This window comes from Stenotrophomonas sp. YJH_SMC_135, assembly GCF_059372355.1.
The window spans coordinates 42580-62500 of sequence record NZ_JCAFVN010000001.1 but is presented as its reverse complement, the minus strand read 5'-3'; the positions used below and the strand labels follow the sequence as shown (position 1 = coordinate 62500).

General features: G+C 67.0%; 15 protein-coding genes. 6 read left to right on the top strand and 9 right to left on the bottom strand.

Annotated features, from left to right (window positions below):
• Positions 1–88 precede the first annotated feature (88 nt).
• The 4 genes from AC5P98_RS00330 (at position 89) to lpxH (ending at position 5688) form a co-directional block, all read left to right on the top strand.
• On the top strand, positions 89–3013 hold the full coding sequence (locus AC5P98_RS00330) for a TonB-dependent receptor domain-containing protein (protein ID WP_032955931.1): 2925 nt from the start codon (positions 89–91) through the stop codon (positions 3011–3013).
• A gap of 169 nt (positions 3014–3182) precedes the next feature.
• A complete protein-coding gene (locus AC5P98_RS00325; RefSeq protein ID WP_049407510.1) occupies positions 3183–4328 on the top strand; it encodes a glycosyltransferase family 4 protein in 1146 nt (381 codons plus the stop codon).
• Positions 4309–4848 (top strand): phosphatase PAP2 family protein, encoded by a 540-nt coding sequence (locus tag AC5P98_RS00320; RefSeq protein ID WP_100449389.1) that lies wholly within the window; start codon positions 4309–4311, stop codon positions 4846–4848. Before AC5P98_RS00325 ends, AC5P98_RS00320 begins: the two co-directional genes overlap by 20 nt.
• Positions 4849–4941: 93 nt before the next feature.
• On the top strand, positions 4942–5688 hold the full coding sequence (lpxH, locus tag AC5P98_RS00315; protein ID WP_049407506.1) for a UDP-2,3-diacylglucosamine diphosphatase: 747 nt from the start codon (positions 4942–4944) through the stop codon (positions 5686–5688).
• Between the two features lie 91 nt (positions 5689–5779).
• On the opposite strand, the gene AC5P98_RS00310 is transcribed toward lpxH, so the two are convergent.
• On the bottom strand, positions 5780–7033 hold the full coding sequence (locus AC5P98_RS00310; protein ID WP_014646083.1) for a M12 family metallo-peptidase: 1254 nt from the start codon (positions 7031–7033) through the stop codon (positions 5780–5782).
• A gap of 225 nt (positions 7034–7258) precedes the next feature.
• Between AC5P98_RS00310 and AC5P98_RS00305 the strand changes: the two genes are divergently transcribed.
• Positions 7259–8716, top strand: a complete 1458-nt coding sequence (locus AC5P98_RS00305) for a T6SS phospholipase effector Tle1-like catalytic domain-containing protein (RefSeq protein ID WP_032955939.1) — start codon at positions 7259–7261, stop codon at positions 8714–8716.
• A gap of 67 nt (positions 8717–8783) precedes the next feature.
• Here the strand turns inward: AC5P98_RS00305 and AC5P98_RS00300 are convergent, their stop codons facing one another.
• From AC5P98_RS00300 to AC5P98_RS00270, 7 genes are all read right to left on the bottom strand, one after another.
• A complete protein-coding gene (locus AC5P98_RS00300; protein WP_049407161.1) occupies positions 8784–9608 on the bottom strand; it encodes a ferritin-like domain-containing protein in 825 nt (274 codons plus the stop codon).
• 9 nt (positions 9609–9617) lie between these two features.
• The gene (gene purF / locus AC5P98_RS00295; protein ID WP_005408246.1) at positions 9618–11084 is read right to left on the bottom strand and encodes an amidophosphoribosyltransferase; all 1467 of its coding nucleotides are present in this window, start codon (positions 11082–11084) and stop codon (positions 9618–9620) included.
• A 30-nt stretch (positions 11085–11114) separates the two neighbouring features.
• A complete protein-coding gene (locus AC5P98_RS00290) occupies positions 11115–11894 on the bottom strand; it encodes a CvpA family protein (RefSeq protein ID WP_049407157.1) in 780 nt (259 codons plus the stop codon).
• 46 nt (positions 11895–11940) lie between these two features.
• Positions 11941–12969: an SPOR domain-containing protein gene (locus tag AC5P98_RS00285; protein WP_049407154.1), complete on the bottom strand. Its 1029-nt coding sequence runs from the start codon at positions 12967–12969 to the stop codon at positions 11941–11943.
• 80 nt (positions 12970–13049) lie between these two features.
• Entirely contained in the window at positions 13050–14321 is a 1272-nt protein-coding gene (folC, locus tag AC5P98_RS00280) for a bifunctional tetrahydrofolate synthase/dihydrofolate synthase (RefSeq protein WP_049407150.1), read from the bottom strand.
• Between the two features lie 41 nt (positions 14322–14362).
• The gene (locus AC5P98_RS00275; protein ID WP_014646078.1) at positions 14363–15007 is read right to left on the bottom strand and encodes a histidine phosphatase family protein; all 645 of its coding nucleotides are present in this window, start codon (positions 15005–15007) and stop codon (positions 14363–14365) included.
• 199 nt (positions 15008–15206) lie between these two features.
• Positions 15207–17372: a S46 family peptidase gene (locus tag AC5P98_RS00270; RefSeq protein ID WP_495229820.1), complete on the bottom strand. Its 2166-nt coding sequence runs from the start codon at positions 17370–17372 to the stop codon at positions 15207–15209.
• 478 nt (positions 17373–17850) lie between these two features.
• On the opposite strand from AC5P98_RS00270, the gene tdh reads away from it, so the two are divergent.
• Positions 17851–18873 carry an L-threonine 3-dehydrogenase gene (gene tdh / locus AC5P98_RS00265; RefSeq protein ID WP_049404249.1) on the top strand — a complete coding sequence of 341 codons (1023 nt, stop codon included), beginning with the start codon at positions 17851–17853 and terminating at the stop codon, positions 18871–18873.
• A 186-nt stretch (positions 18874–19059) separates the two neighbouring features.
• On the opposite strand, the gene AC5P98_RS00260 is transcribed toward tdh, so the two are convergent.
• Positions 19060–19755, bottom strand: coding sequence for a TorF family putative porin (locus AC5P98_RS00260; RefSeq protein ID WP_014646076.1), 696 nt, complete (start codon positions 19753–19755; stop codon positions 19060–19062).
• Between the last annotated feature and the right edge of the window lie 166 nt (positions 19756–19921).

Genomic DNA, 19921 nt, shown 5'->3' with positions numbered 1-19921 from the left:
TCGGGTCACCGGCTCGGTCATCAACCCAGCTGGCTCCTTCGACGCCCACTTTGGCGTCTTGTGCACGACCTGAGAGAGAGAGCTCGCCATGACTTCACGCACCACCGCACTGGGGCAGGCCATCCGCTATGCCCTGGCTACCACCGCAACGTTGGCCGCCCTGCCCGCGTTTGCCCAGGACGGCAGCAACGCAACGCCCACCAACCTCGACCGCATCGAGATCACCGGCTCGCGCATCCGCCAGGTGGACGTGGAAACCGCCCAGCCGGTGTTCGCGATCAGCCGCAACGACATCGAAAAGCAGGGCTTCAGCTCGGTTGCCGACATCCTGCAGAACGTCACCGCGATGGGCAGCCCGACCATCAGCCGCGCCAATGCGCTGACCGCGGGTGAAAACGCGGGTGGCACCTACATCGACATGCGCAACCTGGGCACCCAGCGCACGCTGGTGCTGGTCAACGGCAAGCGCATGGGCATCAGCACCTCCGGCTACCAGGACATCTCCACGCTGCCGGTGTCCGCCGTGGAGCGCATCGAGGTGCTGAAGGACGGCGCCTCTGCGATCTATGGCTCCGACGCCATGGCCGGCGTGGTGAACATCATCACCCGCTCCAATGTCACCGGTGTGACCGCCAACGTCTATCACGGCCAGTACAGCCAGGGCGACGGCGCACGTGACCGCTTCGACGTGGTCGCCGGCTGGAGCAACGATCGCGTGTCGTTGACCTTGTCCGCCGAGCATGCCGAAGAGAAGGGCGTGTGGGCGCGCGATCGCGGCTTCAGCAAGTACGGCATGACCGATCGCCATCCGTACGACAGCAGCAACTGGACCACGATCAGCCAGTACGGCCAGTTCACCGGTCTGCGCGGCCCGGGCTGTACCGCCACTGCGGGCTGCGGCTATTCCCTCAACCGCGGCGCGGATCCCACCAACCCGGCCAATTACCACCTCACCGATAGCACGCCGTTCACCGGTGACGTGAGCAACGCCAACGACCAGATGCACGTGATGTATCCGGTCAAGCGCGACTCGGTCTATTTCGACGGCCGGTTCAAGATCACCGACAACGTCAACTTCCGCACCGAGCTGGGCTACAACCAGCGTGAGTCCACCCGCCAGATCGCGGGCTATCCGCTGCAGTCGAGCACCGCCGGTGTCGGCTCGATGTCGATCAACAGCTACTTCAATCCGTTCGGCCGCCAGCACGGGTATGCCACCCCGACCGCCGTGGCCTGGAACCGCCGCACCTGGGAAGTGCCGCGCGTGACCACCAGCGAGCTGAAGACCTACCGCGCGGTGGCGTCGTTCGACGGTTCGTTCGAGATCGGCAGCCGCTACTTCGACTGGGAAGTGGGTTACCAGTACAACCGCAATGAACTGGAATCGGTGGCGACCGGCAACCTGCACAAGGGTCGCGTCGCCGGCGGCGTCGGCCCGTCGTTCTACAACGCCGCCACCGGCAAGGTGCAGTGCGGCACCGCCGCTGCACCGATCTCCTATGACGTGTGCAAGCCGTGGAACCCGCTGGTGCCGTACGGCACGACGGCTGCCGATGGCCTGTACGGCAACGAAGAACTGCAGGCGTGGCTGTTCCCGGAAGAGATCACCAAGGGCCGTACCACCTCCAAGAACTTCTTTGCCAACATCGCTGGCAGCATCGTGACCCTGCCGGCTGGCGACCTGGGCTTCGCGTTCGGCGTGGAAAGCCGCAAGGAAGAAGGCAAGTACACCCCGGATGCCCTGGCCCAGACCGGCGCGACCACCAACCTGGCCGCGGGCCCGACCGGCGGTGACTACACCGTCAACGAGGCCTACCTGGAAGTGAACGTTCCGGTGCTGGCCGACCTGCCGGGCGCGAAGGAACTGACCTTTAATGGCGCAACCCGCTTCTCGGACTACAACACCTTCGGCAACACGCTCAACAGCAAGTTCGGCTTCAAGTGGAAGCCGATCGACTCGCTGATGGTGCGTGGCACCTGGGCCGAGGGCTTCCGTGCACCGACCATCAGCGACCTGTTCGGTGGTGGTTCGGAGACCTTCGCGCAGTTCAGCGATCCGTGCGACACCCGCTTCGGTTCCTCGGCCTCCAGCGCGGAAGTCCGTGCACGTTGCGCACGCGACATCGCCAATGCGAATACCTTCCGCCAGCTGCGCCAGGGTGGCACCCCGGTGAACACGTCGACGGACGCGACCCCGGTGCCGTTCACCTCCGGGTCGAACCCGCTGCTGACGCCGGAAACCTCGACCAGCAAGACGCTGGGCCTGGTCTGGAGCCCGAGCTTCATCCAGGGCTTCAACGCCTCGCTGGACTGGTGGAAGATCCGCATCGACAACACGATCATCGCCGACACGCCGACCCAGATCCTGCAGGACTGCTACGAATCGGGTATCGACGCGCGCTGCTCGCGCTTCCAGCGTGACCCGGTGACCGGCATCGTGACCAACCTGAAGTTCGGCAACCGCAACGCGGGCTTCATGGAAACCGAAGGCTACGATCTGGACGTGAGCTACCGTCTGGACACCCGGTTCGGCAAGTTCAACGTGAACTCGGCCACCACCTACGTGTCCAGTGCGACCTACCGCACCTCCAACGACAGCTCGATCGTCCCGATCGTCACCAACGGCATCGGCAGCGCTTTCCGCGTCCGTTCCAACCTGGTGCTGGGCTACGAGCGGGGCAACTTCGGCGCGAGCTGGACCGCGCGTTACTATTCGGGCGTGAAGGAAACCTGCTCGAACATCGCGCTGTACCCGGACGAGTGCTCGGATCCGGGTGTGTACGCACCGTGGTACAAGGGCGCACGCAACTACAACGAGCGCGGCGCGGTCACCTTCCACGACGTGCAGGTGCGTTACTCGCTGCCGTGGGACGCCACCGTGTCGGTCGGTGCCAACAACGTGTTCGAGAAGACCGGCCCGGTCATGTACAGCAAGCCGAACTCGGCCTTCTCGTACTACGGTGGTTACGATATCGGCCGCTTCATCTACATGAAGTACCAGCAGCGCTTCTGATCCATCGCGCTGTGACGGAAGCATGACGACCACGGCCCTTCGGGGCCGTGGTTTTTTATTGGCCGCCGCGCCCAGGCGCTGGCCGGCGCCACCGTCATCTGATGGTCGCAAAGCGGTCATGTCGGCTACATCGCCAGGCCCGAGCATGCCGGAAACCCGGAGGCCCGCCATGCGCTATGCCATCGTCACCGAGACCTATCCACCGGAAGTGAACGGCGTCGCCCTCACCGTGCAGGGGCTGGAACAAGGTCTGCGCGCAGCCGGGCACGAGATCGACCTGGTCCGCCCCCGCCAGTCCAGCGAAGCGCTGGATTCGGCACCCGGCACCTTGCTGGTTCCCGGCGCCGCCCTGCCCCGCTACCCCGGCCTGCGTTTCGGACTGCCGGCACCGATCCGGCTGGGCCGCCATTGGCAGAAACAACGCCCGGATGCGGTCTACATCGCCACCGAAGGTCCGCTCGGCTGGTCGGCACTGCGCACTGCGCGCCGCCTCGGCATTCCGGTCGCCAGCGGCTTCCACACCCGCTTCGACGAGTACCTGCCCGACTACGGCGTGGCGTGGCTGCAGGCCGCAGCCATGCGCTGGATGCGCCGTTTCCACAACCAGGCCGATGCCACCCTGGTGCCGACCCGCGAGCTGCAGCAGTTCCTCGGCGAACAGGGCTTCGAGCGCGTGCGCCTGCTGGCCCGCGCGGTGGACAGCCAGCAGTTCGATCCGGGACGGCGCGATCCCGCGCTGCGCGAGGAATGGGGCGTGGATGGCAACGGCCTGGTGGCGATCTATGTCGGCCGCATTGCTGCTGAAAAGAACCTCGGCCTGGCAGTGAAGGCATTCCGCCGGCTGCAGCAGATCCGGCCCAAGGCACGCTTCGTGTGGGTCGGAGATGGCCCGGCCCGCGAGAAGCTGGCACATGAAAACCCCGACTTCATCTTCTGTGGCATCCAGCGCGGCGATGCGCTGGCCCGGCACTTCGCCAGCGGCGATCTGTTCCTGTTCCCCAGCCGCAGCGAAACGTTCGGCAACGTGACCCTGGAAAGCATGGCCAGCGGTGTGGCCACCGTGGCCTTCGACTACGGCGCCGCGCGCGAGTACCTGCGCAATGGCGAGAACGGCGCAGCCGTGGACAGCGACGATCAGTTCATCGAGGCCGCCGTGCGACTGGCCGCCGATGACGCGCAGCGCCGCGAACTGGGCGGCAATGCCGCACGCGCGATGAAGCGCCTGCATCCACAACAGGTGGTGGCCGAGTTCGATGCACTGCTGGCCGAACTGGCACAGTCGCGGAGGAACGGCCATGCGCACTACGCCGCTTGAGCTGCTGGCCGGGCGCGAAGCACGCTGGTGCCGGCGCGCAAACCACTACTGCCGGCGGCGCCGCGTGCGTCGCCTGTTCGCGGTCATCAGCCGGCTCGGCGATGGCGTGTTCTGGTACGTGCTGATGGCCGCGCTGGTGGTGCTGGACGGCTTCGACGGCCTGCGCGCCTCGGTGCACATGGCCGCCACGGGCCTGGCCGCGCTGCTGCTGTACAAGGTCCTCAAGCGCTGGACCCGGCGCCCGCGGCCCTACGCGGCCGACCTGCGCATCCGCGCCTGGGTGGCGCCGCTGGACGAGTTCAGTTTCCCCTCCGGACACACCCTGCATGCGGTGTCGTTCACCATCGTGGCACTGGCCTACTACCCGTGGCTGGCGCCGCTGCTGGTGCCGTTCACCCTCGGCGTCGCACTGTCACGGGTGGTGCTCGGCCTGCACTATCCCTCCGACGTGCTTGCCGCCACGGGCATCGCCGTCCTGCTGGCTTCGGCCAGCCTGACCTGGCTGCCGCTGCCGGTATAGCCCCGGGGTCAGATCCTTTTCCTTCGGAAAAGAGATCTGACCCCCACAATACCGGCGGCGCCACCATCATCATTGATGGCCTAGAATGCGGGCATGACCACGCTGTTCATTTCCGACCTGCACCTGGACCCCAGCCGTCCGGAGATCACCGACCTGTTCCTGCGCTTCCTGCGCGAGCAGGCGCCCGGCGCCGATGCGCTGTACATCCTCGGCGACCTGTTCGAGGCCTGGATCGGCGACGACACGCCCTCGCCCGCCGCCGATGCGGTGGCCGATGCGTTGAAGGTGCTGTCCGACAGCGGCGTGCCGGTGTACTTCATCCGCGGCAACCGCGACTTCCTGCTCGGTGAGGACTACGCGCGCCGTGCCGGCCTGCGCATCCTGCCCGACCCGTGCATGATCGAACTGTACGGCCGCGCGGTGCTGCTGCAGCACGGTGACCTGCTGTGCACCGATGACATTCCCTACCAGCAGTTCCGTGCACAGACGCGCGACCCGGTATTCCAGGCGCAGTTCCTGTCGCAGCCGCTGGCCGCACGCATCGCGTTCGCGCAGAAGGCGCGCGAAGCCAGCCAGGCGCGCCAGTCCGAGATGAAGCAGGACGATCGTGCGCAGTTCGAGTCGGTGACCGACGTGGCCCCTGCCGAAGTCGATGCCACCTTCGTGCGCCATGGCGTGGACACCATGATCCATGGCCATACCCATCGGCCGGCGATCCACACGCTGCAGGCCGGTGGTCGCGAGCGCACCCGCATCGTGCTGGGTGACTGGTACGAACAGGGTTCGGTGCTGCGCGTGGATGCCAGCGGCTGGACGCTGGATACGCTGGCGCGCGAATAACGGATCGCAAGGTGCCAACCAAGGTTGGCATCTACCAGAGCAGGTGCATGCGCCCGGGTAGACGCCGGCCTTGGTCGGCGCCTGGACAGTGTCAGCGGAAGGCCGCGATGGTGGCCTTGGTGTTGACCAGCACGCGCTGGTTGTCGGCGGTGCTGGCGTTGCCCATCGGGATGCCGTTGTAGCTGATGTTGGGGTTGGACCAGTAGTTCAGGCGCGGGCAGCTGCGGGTGCAGTTGTAGGCCATGATCGTGCGCCAGCCGGTGCCGGTGGCGGGCTCGTAGCGATAGCCGTGGCCATAGGCATAGGGCGAGGTGCTCGAGTCGGTGGCGATGTCATGCCGCGCACTCTGCAGATGGCCGATCTCGTGCGCGAACGAGTAATAGCCGGTCGCGCAATCCCAGTACACGGCCGCGAACGCGGTCGACGCCGTCGAGCCGATGCCCGAGGCCAGGCCGCAGTAGGCGGTGTTGTTGATCAGCAGCACGCCCACATCAGCCGTGTAGGTATTCCGGCTGGTGTGGATGCTGTCCATGTAGCCATCGCTGGTGCCACGGAAACGCGCCAGGTCGGTATCGAAGCTGCCCGATTCGGTGTAACTGGTGGTTTCGTAGCGGGCCAGTTCCATGGTGATGCCGACGTTGCTGTTGACATAGCCCTGGTTCGATTCGGCCACGGCCAGCTGCACCAGTGACTGCATGTTGCCGCCATAGGCGGCGACGGCGGCATTGGTCGCCACCACCAGCACGCGGATGGTGGCCGGCGTGCCGGACGACGCCTGCGCGATGCCGAGGCGATCGTTGTTGCCCATCGGGATCTTCGGCAGCTGGTTGTAATCGGCCGGATGGTCGGCCGGCATCCGCGACTCGTCCACTTCCACAAGCACGTGGCGGTTGCCCAGCGGGCGCAGGCGGTACAGCTTTCCATCCTTGCGGATCGAGCCGGTGATGGTATCGCCCGAGCGCACCAGGATCAGCGAATTGCCGGGGTCGTCCTGGCCATTGGAGGTGGCCGCGGTCAGCTTGTCCGAGGGCGAACGGAACTGGCCGTACCAGATGCTGCCGCCATCGGGCAGCGCTTCAACCTTGCTGCGCACGGCCTGCACGCGCTGGCCGAGCAGTTCGAATTCCAGCTGCGGCTGTGCAGTCGCGGCTGCATCAACGCGCACTTCCTGTACCGTCGCGGTGGACGGGGTGGCCAGCAGCTTGCCCAGCGCGGGCTCACTGTTTGCCGATGCGCGGCTGATGACCGTCACCGGCTCGAACAACGGTGCCGCATGCGCGGCCGCCGCCACCGACAAACCCAACACCAGGCCACCTGCCGCTTTGCCAATCGATCTGGACAACATTGCGTCGCTCCTTGAATGATGTGAACAGCGTTGATGCAGCACGACCCGGTTTGCCGGGTTTGGCCATATGGCCTGCGCGGCTCGTGTGAATTCAATAGGCGAGTGGAGTGAAAGTCAGGATTTGTGATCGACCGCATCTGCGTTCAGCCAGGTCAAAAGCGTCACTACACTTCGCCAACACACCACTTTCGCGCTACCGTGACGCAGCCACGACGGGGAATGCACATGGCACCATCGCAGGACACGGACGAAGATGTCGGCTTGCTGCGGATCGGCCTGTTCTTCGATGGCACCCGCAACAACGCGCACAACCTCGCGCGTGGTCGACCACAGCAGCCGCGACCGCGCCCGGCGCAGCTGCGTGCGGATGATGATTCGACCTACCAGAGCCGGCTGACCAGCAGCTACGACAACGGCCTGACCAACATCGCACGCCTGCAGCAGCTGTACCCGGACAGCCGCCGCGATGCGATGGCCACGCCTTCGCTGTCGATCTACGTGGAAGGTGTCGGTACCCGCGATGACGCCGACGACGACCTGATCGGACTGGCGTTCGGTATCGGCGCCAGCGGCGTCCGCGCAAAGGTGCAGCGCGCGCTGCAGGTGGTGCTGCCGGCTGCGCTTGCAGAACTGTCCACGCGTTGGCGGCAACCGCTGCGTCGCGTGCAGCTGGATCTGTTCGGGTTCTCTCGAGGCGCTGCCGCCGCACGTGATATCGCCAACCAGCTGCAGGGCTGGGATACCACGCGTTGGCGGCAACTGCTGCAATCGTCCGGCCTGGTCTGTACGTCGGACTTCGCCCCTGCCCTTCCGGTGCTGCGATTCATCGGCCTGTTCGATACCGTGGCTGCGGTCAGCGGTGGCCGCGCCGACGAACAACCGCAGCTTGCCCTGTCCAGTGGCATCGCTGCACGCGTGGTGCAGTTGACCGCGCGCGACGAGCATCGCCAGCACTATCCGCTGACCACGGTGGCACCGCCGTTCACCGAGATCGCTTTGCCCGGCGTGCACGCCAACATCGGCGGAGGCTACAACCAGCTGGAGGAAGGCCCCAAGCTGCTCAGCCGCCCACGTCGCCAGCAGCTGCGCCGCCCCGCCGTTGCCGACTACCAGATTCCCCCGCTGGCGATGCTGCAGGCCACCACGGCCTACGCTGAAACGCAGGCCGATGCCGAACGCTGGCGGCAGCAGCTGGGCGTGGACGAAAAGGAAGTGTGGGTGGATGTCTGGCACCAGTGGCAGCAGCAGCGCCGCGCCGGCAGCCGCAGCGTGCTGCTGTCACCGGTGCTGTACGTGACTGCCGCCGTGGTACTGCGGCGGCGCATCGACTGGCGCTACCAGTTGATCGCGCTGCAGGTGATGCAGCAGCATGCCATCGATGCCGGCGTGACCTGGCGCGCCAGCGCTGCCGAGATTCCCGGCTGGGAACTGCCGTCGGCCCTGCAACCGATCGCACGGCGGCTGGTGGCAGGGCAGGCGTTGACCCAGACCCAGGAGGCGCTGCTGCGCCGACGCTACCTGATGCAGTCGGCGCACTGGAATTTCGACGCGCTGGGCGACACCGCCCTGACCTATGCCGCCGATGCCGGCGTCAGCGAACTGCCCTACCGGCCCGGTCCCGGCCTGTTCTACATCAACCGGCCCACCGTGGATGGCAAGCGCGTGGTGCTGCCCAACGCATGAAAAAGGGGACGGAGGGGATTAAGTCGTTTGTGCCACAAACGACTTAATCCCCTCCGTCCCCTTTTCTTCAACCGGCCTGTTCGACCAGGTTGGCGAGCTCGTCGGCGTCGAAGCCGGCCAGCAGGCGCGCTTCGATGTTGAACGGCCCGTGCAGGTAGCCGCCGGCGTATTCCACCAGCAGCGCCTTGAAGCGCGCACGCGGCTCGACGCCGGCGCGATCGCAGTACCAGCGGTACCAGCGCGAACCGGCGGCAACGTGCGCCACTTCCTCGCGCAGGATCACTTCCAGTACGTCGGCGGTTTCACCATCACCGACATTGCGCAGCTTCTCGATCATGCCCGGTGTCACGTCCAGGCCGCGCGCTTCCAGCACGCGCGGTACCAGGGCCATGCGCGCCAGGCCGTCATGCGCGGTCTTTTCGCACATTTCCCACAGGCCGTTGTGCGCGGGGAAATCGGCGTAGTCGTGACCATGCGCCTGCAGGCGCTCGCGCAGCAGCATGAAGTGCCGCGATTCGTCGTCGGCACAACTGACCCAGTCGGCATGGAACGCTGGCGGGAGGCCGCGGAAGCGGTACACCGCATCCCAGGCCAGGTCGATCGCGTTGAGTTCGATGTGGGCGATGGCGTGGATGAAGGCGGCGCGTCCTTCCACGCCGCCCAGCCCGCGCCGGGGCACTTCGCGCGGATGCACCAGCACCAGCCGTGCCGGCCGGCCAGGCATGCGGATCGGTTCCGGCGGCGGCGCATCGGCAGCCACCTTCAGGCGGCCGGCACGGAACGCGGCGGCATACGCCTGGGTCAACGCGACCTTGCGCAGCGGGTCGGCTTCGGCCAGGCACCGCTGCGCCGCGCGCAGCAGGTCGCCACCAACGTCGGGTACATCGACCACGCCTGGACCTCAGGCGCGGCGCTTGTGCTTGGCGTCGTCCGAACGCAGCTGCTGGATGCGCTCGAAGTAGCCCGGCTCGATACCCGTCGGGTAGTGGCCGTTGAAGCAGGACGAATCGAAGTTGCGCAGCGCCGGGTTGCCCTCGCTCACCGCCGCTTCCATGTCCTCCAGATCCTGGTAGATCAGCCAGTCGCAGCCCAGGTGGGCCTCGATCTCTTCCACGGTGCGGTTGTGCGCGACCAGCTCTTCGGCCGCCGGCATGTCGATGCCGTAGATGTTCGGGTAGCGCACCGGCGGTGCCGCGCTGGCCAGGTAGACCTTGCGCGCGCCCGCATCACGGGCCATCTGCACGATCTGCTGGCTGGTGGTGCCACGCACGATCGAGTCGTCCACCAGCAGCACCACGCGGTTGCGGAACTCCAGGTGGATCGGGTTGAGCTTGCGGCGCACCGACTTCACGCGTTCGCCCTGGCCCGGCATGATGAAGGTGCGGCCGATGTAGCGGTTCTTGATGAAGCCTTCGCGGTACTTCACCCCGAGCACGTTGGAGATCTCCAGCGCGGCATCACGCGAGGTATCCGGGATCGGGATGATGGTGTCGATATCGTGGTCCGGGCGCAGGCGCAGGATCTTCTCGCCCAGCTTGATGCCCATGCGCATGCGCGCCTTGTGCACCGAGACGTTGTCGATCATCGAGTCCGGACGCGCGAAGTACACGTACTCGAAGATGCACGGGGTGTGCTCGGCCGGCTCGGCGCAGATTTCCGAGAACAGCTCGCCGCGGGCGGTGATCACCAGGGCTTCGCCCGGCTGCACATCGCGCACGCGCTGGAAGCCCAGCACGTCCAGCGCGGCCGACTCGGAGGCCACGATGTACTCGTCGCCCTCGGCATGGCTGCGCTTGCCCAGCACCAGCGGACGGATGCCGTGCGGGTCGCGGAAGGCCACCAGGCCCAGGCCCAGCACCACGCTGACCACCGCATAGCCGCCCTTGCAGCGGCGGTGCACGCCAGCCACCGCGCGGATCGCGGCTTCCGGGCTCAGCTGGCGCTGCTGCTCCAGCTCATAGGCGAACACGTTCAACAGCACTTCGCTGTCCGAATCGGTGTTGACGTTGCGGCGGTCCTGCTCGAACACCTGCTGGCGCAGCGCCTCGGTGTTGATCAGGTTGCCGTTGTGGGCCAGCGCGATGCCGTACGGCGAGTTGACGTAGAACGGCTGCGCCTCGTCCATGCCTTCCGAGCCGGCCGTCGGGTAGCGCACATGGGCGATGCCGACGCTGCCTTCCAGGGTGGACATGGTGCGTGCATCGAACACATCGCGGACCAGGCCGGTGGCCTTCTGCACCCGCAGGCGGCTGCCATTGGCCGTGGCGATGCCCGCCGCATCCTGGCCGCGATGCTGGAGAACGGTCAAGCCGTCATACAACTGCCCGGCGACGTTCTGGTTGCCGACGATTCCGACGATGCCACACATGGTGCGAAGTCTCCGCTGGGCTGTGCCCAGTTACAAGGAAGGTGGCCGTACCTGGCCGCGGTGGTCGCCGCGCCTGCGGTCGACATTGGCCGGATCGCCCGGCTCGATACTGTCTGGCAGTGCTGGGGCGTCCGGGCGCACTTCGGCCGGATCGTATGCGTCGCCCTGTTCCGCTTTCGCGGGCCGCAGCCATCCGCTGCCCGCCACTACCTGGTTGAGGATGCCATTATCGCCTCCCGCGCCCGGCTTTCCCAGATCGGCGCCTGCACTCTTCCCCAGCTCCATCAATGCAGATGGGGACAGCATGTCGGTCGGCAAGGTCTTGGGCAGCAGATCGGCGCCGGGCACCTGCCAGTGCGGCAGCTTCCCGTTCATCCAGGCCACGGCCGGGTTCAGCACCGGGCGGACCGCCGAGCGCTTCCAGGAGGGTTCGGCGGTCAGCGGGGTGAAGCCGGCCAGCAGCACCAGGATCGCCGCGATCAGGCCGCCACGCACGGCGCCCAGCACGCCGCCCAGCAACCGGTCCAGGCTGGTCAGCATGCTGCGGTGGATCATCGCCTTGATGACCATGCCGATCACCGCGACCACGATCATCACGCCAATGCCCACGCCCAGGTAGCCGCCAACGAAATGCTCGCCGCCGGGTGCGGCCGGGGCCGCCCACCAGCGTGCCGCATCGTTGCCGAAGGCGAAGGCCGCCAACGCGGCCAGCAGCCACGACAGCGTGCCGATGACGATTCCAACAAAGCCACGCAGCATCCCGAGCAGGGTCGAGGCGGCGATCACGATCAGCAGCACCACGTCGATCATGGCGCCCCGCTCCTTCGGCGGCGCTGGCAACGGGCCTGCGCGTGGATCATGGGTGCGGTCGGACCATGCCGGCCACGCCGACCTTGGCGGCGACCTGCGCCTTCAGCTGCTCGGCGTCAGCGCGGTTGGCCACCGGTCCGACGCGGACGCGATGCAGCGTGCCCTTTTCAGTGCGTACCTGCTCGACGAAAGCACTGAAGCCGGCGGCGCGGACCTTGTCGCGCAGCGCGTTGGCATCGTTGGCCTGGCCGAACGCGCCCAACTGCACGGCGAAGCCGACGCCACTGGCCGCCGGTGCTGTCGGCGTGGCAGGCGCCGGCCTGTTGGCGGCGGCCTCCGGCTTCGGCTCGGGCTTGGCGTCCGGCTTCGGAGCCTCGGGCTTCGGTGCCGGCTTGGGCGGCTCTGGTTTGGTGGTCGCCGTCGGCGTGCTTGGCGGCAGGCTTTCGCTGCGCACCGGGTTGCTGGTGGCCGACGGCGTGGTGGCCGCGGCCGGGGTGCTGGTGGTCGGCGCCGGCGTGGCGGCAACCGTCGCACTGCTGCCTGCCGCCGCATCCAGGGTGATGACTTCTGCCTTCACATCGGCGCGGATCTTGACCGCCTGCAGGCGCGCGGCTTCGGCCTGGGCACGGTCGGCATACGGCCCGACACGCACACGCCACGCCTGGCGCCCGCTGATGGTGGTGGTTTCGGCGAAGCCTGGCAGCTGCGAGCGCTGCAGGTAGGCGATCACCGCATCGGCGTCGGCCTTGCTGCCGTAGGCGCCAAACGTGACGGCGAAGTTGCCGGCGGCAACCGCCGGAGACGTGTCCACGGTCGGCGGCGTAGCCGGCGCGGCCGTCTCCTGCAGCGGCTTGGCCTGCCCGGTCTGCAGGCCGGTGGCTCCACCGGCCGGAGCAACCAGCGGCAGCTCACGGGTTTCGAACTGGCCATCGGCCGGTGCGTCCGGCGCGGCGATCGGCACCGAGGCCACACCGCTGTCCGGCGCCGGTCCCTTGACCAGCATCGGCAGGAAAATCACGGCCAGCGCCACCAGCACGATGGCACCAATCAGACGCTGTTTCAGAGGCGTATCCACGTGAGGCGGCAACTGTCCGGAGGTTGCGGTCGATTATACGGGTGCCGGACCGGACGGCGTCGGCATTGGCTGAACGCGGATCAGGCGGCGCCCTGCAACCATTGCAGCGCGGCAGCGGCGGTATGGAAGGAGCCGAACACCAGTACGCGGTCACCGCGCCCGGCCTGGGCCAGTACCTGTGCCAGCGCCTGCTCGACAGTATCAGCGCGCTGGGCCTTGGCCGCCGCCGTACCGGCCAGGCGGGCCTGCAACTGGGCAGCACTCTGCCCGCGCGGGCCGTCCAGTCCGGCCAGGGTCCACTCGCCGACCACGTCCTGCAGCGCCTGCACAACGCCCACCGCGTCCTTGTCCTGCAGCGCGGCGTACACCGCCAGGGTGCGCCCGGCCGACGCTTCGGCCTTCAGCGCGCGCGCCAGCTGGCCCGCCGCCTGCGGGTTGTGCCCGACATCGACACGGACCTGCACGCCGTCACGCTCGAACGCCTGCAGGCGGCCAGAGATGCGCGCCGCCGCGACACCAGCAGCCCACGCCGCACGCGGCACCGGCTTGTCCAGCGCGCGCAGCGCAGCGATGGCGGCACCCGCGTTGGCCAGCTGGATCGGGCCGGCCAGCGCCGGGGTCGGCAGTTCCATGCGCAGGCCGACATCGCGCCAGCGCCAGCGCTGGGCATCGATTGGTTCGTAGAAATAATCGCTGCCGCCGCGGATCGCGTTGGCGCCGACCAGGTAGGCACGTGCGAGCACGCTCGACGGCGGGTCGGTCTCGCCCAGGATCACCGGCTTCCAGCCACGGATGATGCCGGCCTTCTCGGTGCCGATCGCTTCGCGGTCCCCGCCCAGCCATTCGGCATGGTCGATGTCCACGGTGGTGATCACCGCCACGTCAGCGTCGACGATGTTGACCGCATCCAGGCGACCGCCCAGGCCCACTTCCAGCACCGCCAGGTCCAGCCCGGCGTCGGCGAACAGCTGCAGCGCGGCCAGCGTGCCGTACTCGAAATAGGTCAGCGTGATATCGCCACGCGCGGCCTCGATGGTGTTGAAGGCGGCGACCAGCGCCGCATCCTCCACATCGTGGCCGTCGATGCGCACGCGCTCGTTGTAGCGCAGCAGGTGCGGCGAGGTGTACGCGCCGACCTTCCAGCCGGCAGCACGCGCGATGGCTTCGATGAAGGCCACGGTGGAGCCCTTGCCGTTGGTGCCACCGACCACGATGGTGCGCTGGGCCGGCGCCCCCAGGCCCATCGCCGTAGCCACGGCGCGCACGCGCTCCAGGCCCATGTCGATGGTCGCCGGGTGCTGGCGTTCAATGTAGTCCAGCCAGTCGGCCAGGGTGGTCGGGGTGTTCGTCACGGCAGCGGTTCCAGCAGAAGCAGTTGATGCGAGGGGATGGATCAGAGTGCGCGGTGCTTGGCTTCGCCGAAGAACGGCGTGTGGTGGGCACAGTCGTTCAGGCGCACCACTTCCAGGCTGTCCAGGTCGGCGCCTTCGAGCAGGTTGAGCGTGGTCGGCGCCTGGCGGAAGGTCCACAGGCGGGAGATCGGCAGGCCCAGCACCTTGCACAGGATCACGCGGTTGACCGCGTCATGGGCGACCACCAGCAGGGTGTCGTGCTCGCCGAGGCCTTCGGTGGCGCGGGCCAGGCCGCGCCAACTGCGCTCCAGCACCAGGCGCAGCGATTCACCGCCGGGCATCAGCACGGTGTCCGGCTCCTCGCGCCACGCCTTCAGGCGCGACGGGTCCTTTTCGTTGATTTCGCTGGCCAGCAGGCCTTCCCACTCGCCGTGGGCGATTTCCTGCAGCTCCGGCTCGGTCAGCAACATGTCGGCACGGGCGGCACCGAGTGCCAGCTGCGCGGTGCGCTGCGCGCGTGACAGCGGCGAGGCGACGGCACGGGTGATGTCCACCGAGGCCAAGCGGGCGCCCAGGGCCTGGGCCTGGGCTTCACCGATCGGCGAAAGCGGGATGTCGATCTGGCCCTGGTAGCGGCCTTCGGCGTTCCACGGCGTTTCGCCGTGGCGGGCAAGCAGGATGCGCATGCGTGCAAGGGGTCCTGGGGGGAGGAGGTTCCGCGTTTCGTTCACATCCTGTGAAGTGCGCGGAACAGGGATGATACCCGTTCGGCGCACCGGGCCGTGCCGGGCATGAAAAAACCCCGCGACGTGGATCGCGGGGTTTTGGAAACTCCGGCTATCTGGTCGGGGTTGCCGGCCAGCGGCCGGCACTACCGCAACGGGTTTATTTCGCCAGGTTCAGTTCCTTCAGCAGCGCCGGCGCCGGCGCCACTTCCTGCATGATCCACTGCATGTAGCGGCTGTCGACCGCGATCATGCGGGTCATCACCGGGTCGAACACCCAGTTGGAGCTGACCGATTCCCAGTTGCCGTCGAAGGCCAGGCCGACCAGCTTGCCGTTGGCGTCCAGCACCGGCGAACCCGAGTTGCCACCGGTGATGTCCAGGTTGGACAGGAAGTTCACCGGCACCGAGCCCACGCGCTTGTCTTCCAGGCCGCCGTAGCGCTTGGCCTTGACCGCGTCGAGCAGGGCCTTGGGCGCATCGAACGGATCGACGCCGGTGTCCTTGGCGACGATGCCCTCCAGCGTGGTGAACGGGGTGTAGGCCACGCCGTCCCTGGGCTCATAGCCCATCACGTTGCCGAAGGTGATGCGCAGCGACAGGTTGGCATCCGGATACACGAACTCGCCCTGGCTCTTCTTGTAGTCAGCCAGTGCCTGCAGGTACAGCGGACGTGCGGTCAGCGACTCGCCTTCGCGGATCTTCTTCTGCTCTTCCTGCTTCAGCAGCGACGGCATGATCGCCACCGCGTACTGGATGGCCGGATCGGTGCTGGCTTCGAACGCGGCGCGGTCGGCCTTGAACCACTTCAGGCGTGTATCCAGGCTGCCCAGCTCAGTGCCCGACAGCTTGCTCACCAGCGCCTTGACCGCGTTGGCATCGCTGCCGCCCAGCCAGGTGTTCAGCACGTCGTTGTTGCGCTGCGCGGCCGGCAGGGCGACGTACTGGTCCAGCCAGTAGGTCTGCAGCTGCTGGTCCATCTTCGCCACATAGCGGCGATCCATCTGCTTCAGGCCGCCTTCCAGGGTCGGCAGGTCGCGCTGCTGGTAGCCGACCTCGCGCTCGGCGTCCGGCTTGGTGCGTTCGATCGACAGGCGGTACAGGCCGATGGCGGCGTTGACCGCCGAGGTGTTGTTGAACTGGCCGACGAACAGATCGCGCTCGCGGGTCGCCTTGCTGGTATCCAGGTGCCTGACCAGCTGCGCGTGCGCTGCCAGGGCCGGCTTGCCGGCGGCGCCCTGCTTCTTCAGCCAGGCCAGCACGGCGGCTTCTTCAGCCTGCTTCTGGCCAGCAGCGTCGATGCGCTTGAAGCCTTCCAGCTGGCCGGCGTAGTTCTTGGCCATGTTGTTCATGCTGGCCGCGGTGGCGGCGTACTTCACCTTGACGTCGGCGTCGGCCTTGCCCGCCTCATCGATCATCTTCAACACTGCGTTGTAGTGCCTGGCGATGGTCGGGTAGGTCCAGCTGGCGGTTTCGTTGAACTCACCGGCCAGCGCGTAGCGGTTGGTGCGGCCCGGATAGCCTGCCACCATCACGAAGTCACCGGCGCCCAGCGGCTGGTCGGTGAACTTCAGGAAGTGCTTGGGCTGGTACGGCACGTTGTCGGCCGAGAATGCGGCCGGCTTGCCGTCCTTGCCGACGTAGGCGCGGTAGAACGAGAAGTCGCCGGTGTGGCGCGGCCACATCCAGTTGTCGACGTCGCCGCCGTACTTGCCGACGCTGCCCGGGGGCGCGTAGACCAGGCGCACGTCCTTGATTTCCATGTTGCGGAACAGTCGGTAGGTGTTGCCGCCGGAGAAGGTGTACAGGCGGCAGCGGAAGCCGTCCTCGGCTTCACACGCGGCGACCTGGGCCTTGTCGAAGGCGTCCAGCGCACGGCTGCGGGCCAGCGGGTCGTTGCCGGCGGCGGCAATGGCGGCCTTGGCCTGGGCGGTGACGTCGGTGATCTGGTCGAGCACGTAGACGCGGGCGTTCGGGCCGGCGCTCAGTTCATCGCTGTGCTTCGGCGCGTTGAAGCCGTCCTTGATCAGGTTCTTCTCGGCGGTCGAATTCAGCTGGATCGCACCGTAGGCGCAGTGGTGGTTGGTGACCACCAGGCCCTGCGGCGACACGAAGCTGGCGGTGCAGCCGCCGAGGGCGACGACCGCGCCCATCGGGTCGCCGGTGAGGTTGGACAGCTGCTCCGGGGACAGCTTCAGGCCGGCCTTCTGCAACGGACCGGCGATTTCCGGCAGCTGCTGCGGCACCCACATGCCTTCAGCGGCATGGGCGACCTGGGCCAGCCCGAGGCTGGCGACGATGGAGAATGCAAGCAGGTTCGAGCGCATGGAGCAGCCCCTGGTAGTGGAACCCTCGATTGTAGCCCGCCGCCCTGCCCCGGCCCGAACCCCGGAAGTCATGGGCCTACTTCTTGCTCTGCCATGCGCACATCGGCCGCGCACATGGAATCGTCCAGAGGGGGCGTGGTCACCCTGGCCGGGACCGTTGGCGCCATGGGCCGGGCGCATGCGACTGGCGGGTTGGGCAGGACGCCCAACCCCGGTCTTGCCGTGTGCGCAGGATAGCGCGCACGAGCAAGGCGCCGTCGAGCACCATGGATGGGCTTTTGCGTGTCCCGGCCAGGGTGACCACGCCCCCTCCCCAGGAATCAAGGAGGCGCTGCTGTTTGCAGCACGTTCGAAACGCCCGTCGGCGCACGCCTTTCGTTCCGCCATTGCACCCGCAGCGCAACATGGGAAATCCGCGCGGCACCCTATAATCCGCGCTTTCCCCCTGATGAGTTCCACCCCGATGGCGCAGCAAACGATGAAGGCCCTGGTCAAGCGCGAAGCGGCCAAGGGCATCTGGCTGGAAGAAGTTCCGGTTCCGACCCCGGGCCCGAACGAGGTCCTGATCAAGCTGGAAAAGACCGCGATCTGCGGCACCGACCTGCACATCTACCTGTGGGACGAGTGGAGCCAGCGCACCATCAAGCCGGGCCTGACCATCGGCCATGAGTTCGTCGGCCGCATTGCCGCGCTCGGCTCGGCGGTGACCGGCTATGAGATCGGCCAGCGCGTCTCGGCCGAAGGTCACATCGTCTGTGGCCATTGCCGCAACTGCCGTGGCGGCCGCCCGCACCTGTGCCCGAACACCGTCGGCATCGGCGTCAACGTCAACGGCGCCTTCGCCGAATACATGGTGATGCCGGCCAGCAACCTGTGGCCGATTCCGGACCAGATCCCGTCGGAACTGGCCGCGTTCTTCGACCCGTACGGCAATGCCGCACACTGCGCGCTGGAATTCGACGTGATCGGCGAAGACGTGCTGATCACCGGCGCCGGTCCGATCGGCATCATCGCCGCCGGCATCTGCAAGCACATCGGTGCGCGCAACGTGGTGGTGACCGACGTCAACGACTTCCGCCTGAAGCTGGCCGCCGACATGGGCGCCACCCGCGTGGTCAACGTCGCCAACCAGTCGCTGAAGGACGTGATGAAGGAGCTGCACATGGAGGGCTTCGACGTGGGCCTGGAAATGAGCGGCAACCCGCGTGCGTTCAACGACATGCTCGACTGCATGTACCACGGCGGCAAGATCGCCATGCTCGGCATCATGCCCAAGGGCGCCGGCTGCGACTGGGACAAGATCATCTTCAAGGGCCTGACCGTGCAGGGCATCTACGGCCGCAAGATGTACGAGACCTGGTACAAGATGACCCAGCTGGTGCTGTCCGGCTTCCCGCTCGGCAAGGTGATGACCCACCAGCTGCCGATCGACGACTTCCAGAAGGGCTTCGACCTGATGGAAGAAGGCAAGGCCGGCAAGGTCGTGCTCAGCTGGAATTGACCCGAAGGGTCAATTCCCCCGCATGTTTCCTTATCCCCGCGCCTTTGGCGCGCCCCCTTGAACAACAAGGGGGCTCTTCCCCAGATGGGATCAAGAACACCGCGGAACTGAAAAAGGCGCCCGATGGGCGCCTTTTTCTTTGGTGTTGCCGGCCAGCGGCCGGCACTACCCGTAACGCCTGCGGCGTTACTTGCCCACGGCCACGGTCAGCAGCACCCGGCTGTGGGCCAGCTTGCCCGAGTTCTCGCGTCCATTGCCGTCGGTGCCGTAGTAGCCCAGGCCGACGTTGAACAGGCCGAACTGGCGGCTGACGCCGACGTTCCAGTCGGTATAGTCCTTGGCGATGCCGTCCTCGAAGGTGCTGCGACCGACGTTGGCATTCAGCGTGAAGTCCTTCGGCAGGCCCCAGCTGCCGCCCAAGCCGTAGTACCAGCCATCGGTGCCGCTGTTCCACTGGTCGTTGGTGTAGGCCACGGTCAGCTTGTAGGTGTCGTCAAGCGTGGTGGTGGTCACCAGCTCGTTGTAGTTCTGGTGGCTGGCACCGAGGTAGGTGTAGCGGTTCAGCAGCACGTCGAAGTTGACGCGCGAAGTGACGTCCACGCCGTAGCCGATCTGGTAGTCGATCTCGGTGTTCGGATCGCCCGGACCGAAGTCCACGCCCGAACCCCAGACACCGGCATACAGGCCCACCGGCGAGGTGTAGGTGAAGCCCGCCTGCAGGGTCGGCTTCTCGTCGGTCTGCGACACGCCACGGAACAGGTAGTCGGAAACGGCGGTGACATTCCAGCTGTACGGCGATTCGTTCTCCTGCGCGCTGGCGGCGAACGGGGCGGCCAGGGTCAGGGCAGCGGCAATGGCGAGGCAGGCACGGGCGTGCTTCATGAGCGTCTCCGGTGGGGGCGGTGGCGTGGCGTGGAAGGCGGGAGCGGCCGGAGCGCGACAGCTCCGGTTCACGAATTCTTAACCACTTTGCTATTGCGATGCAACATGCGCTGCCCATGGCGATGCCCCATCCAGCCCGGTTGATGACCGGCGATGCCCGGTAGAA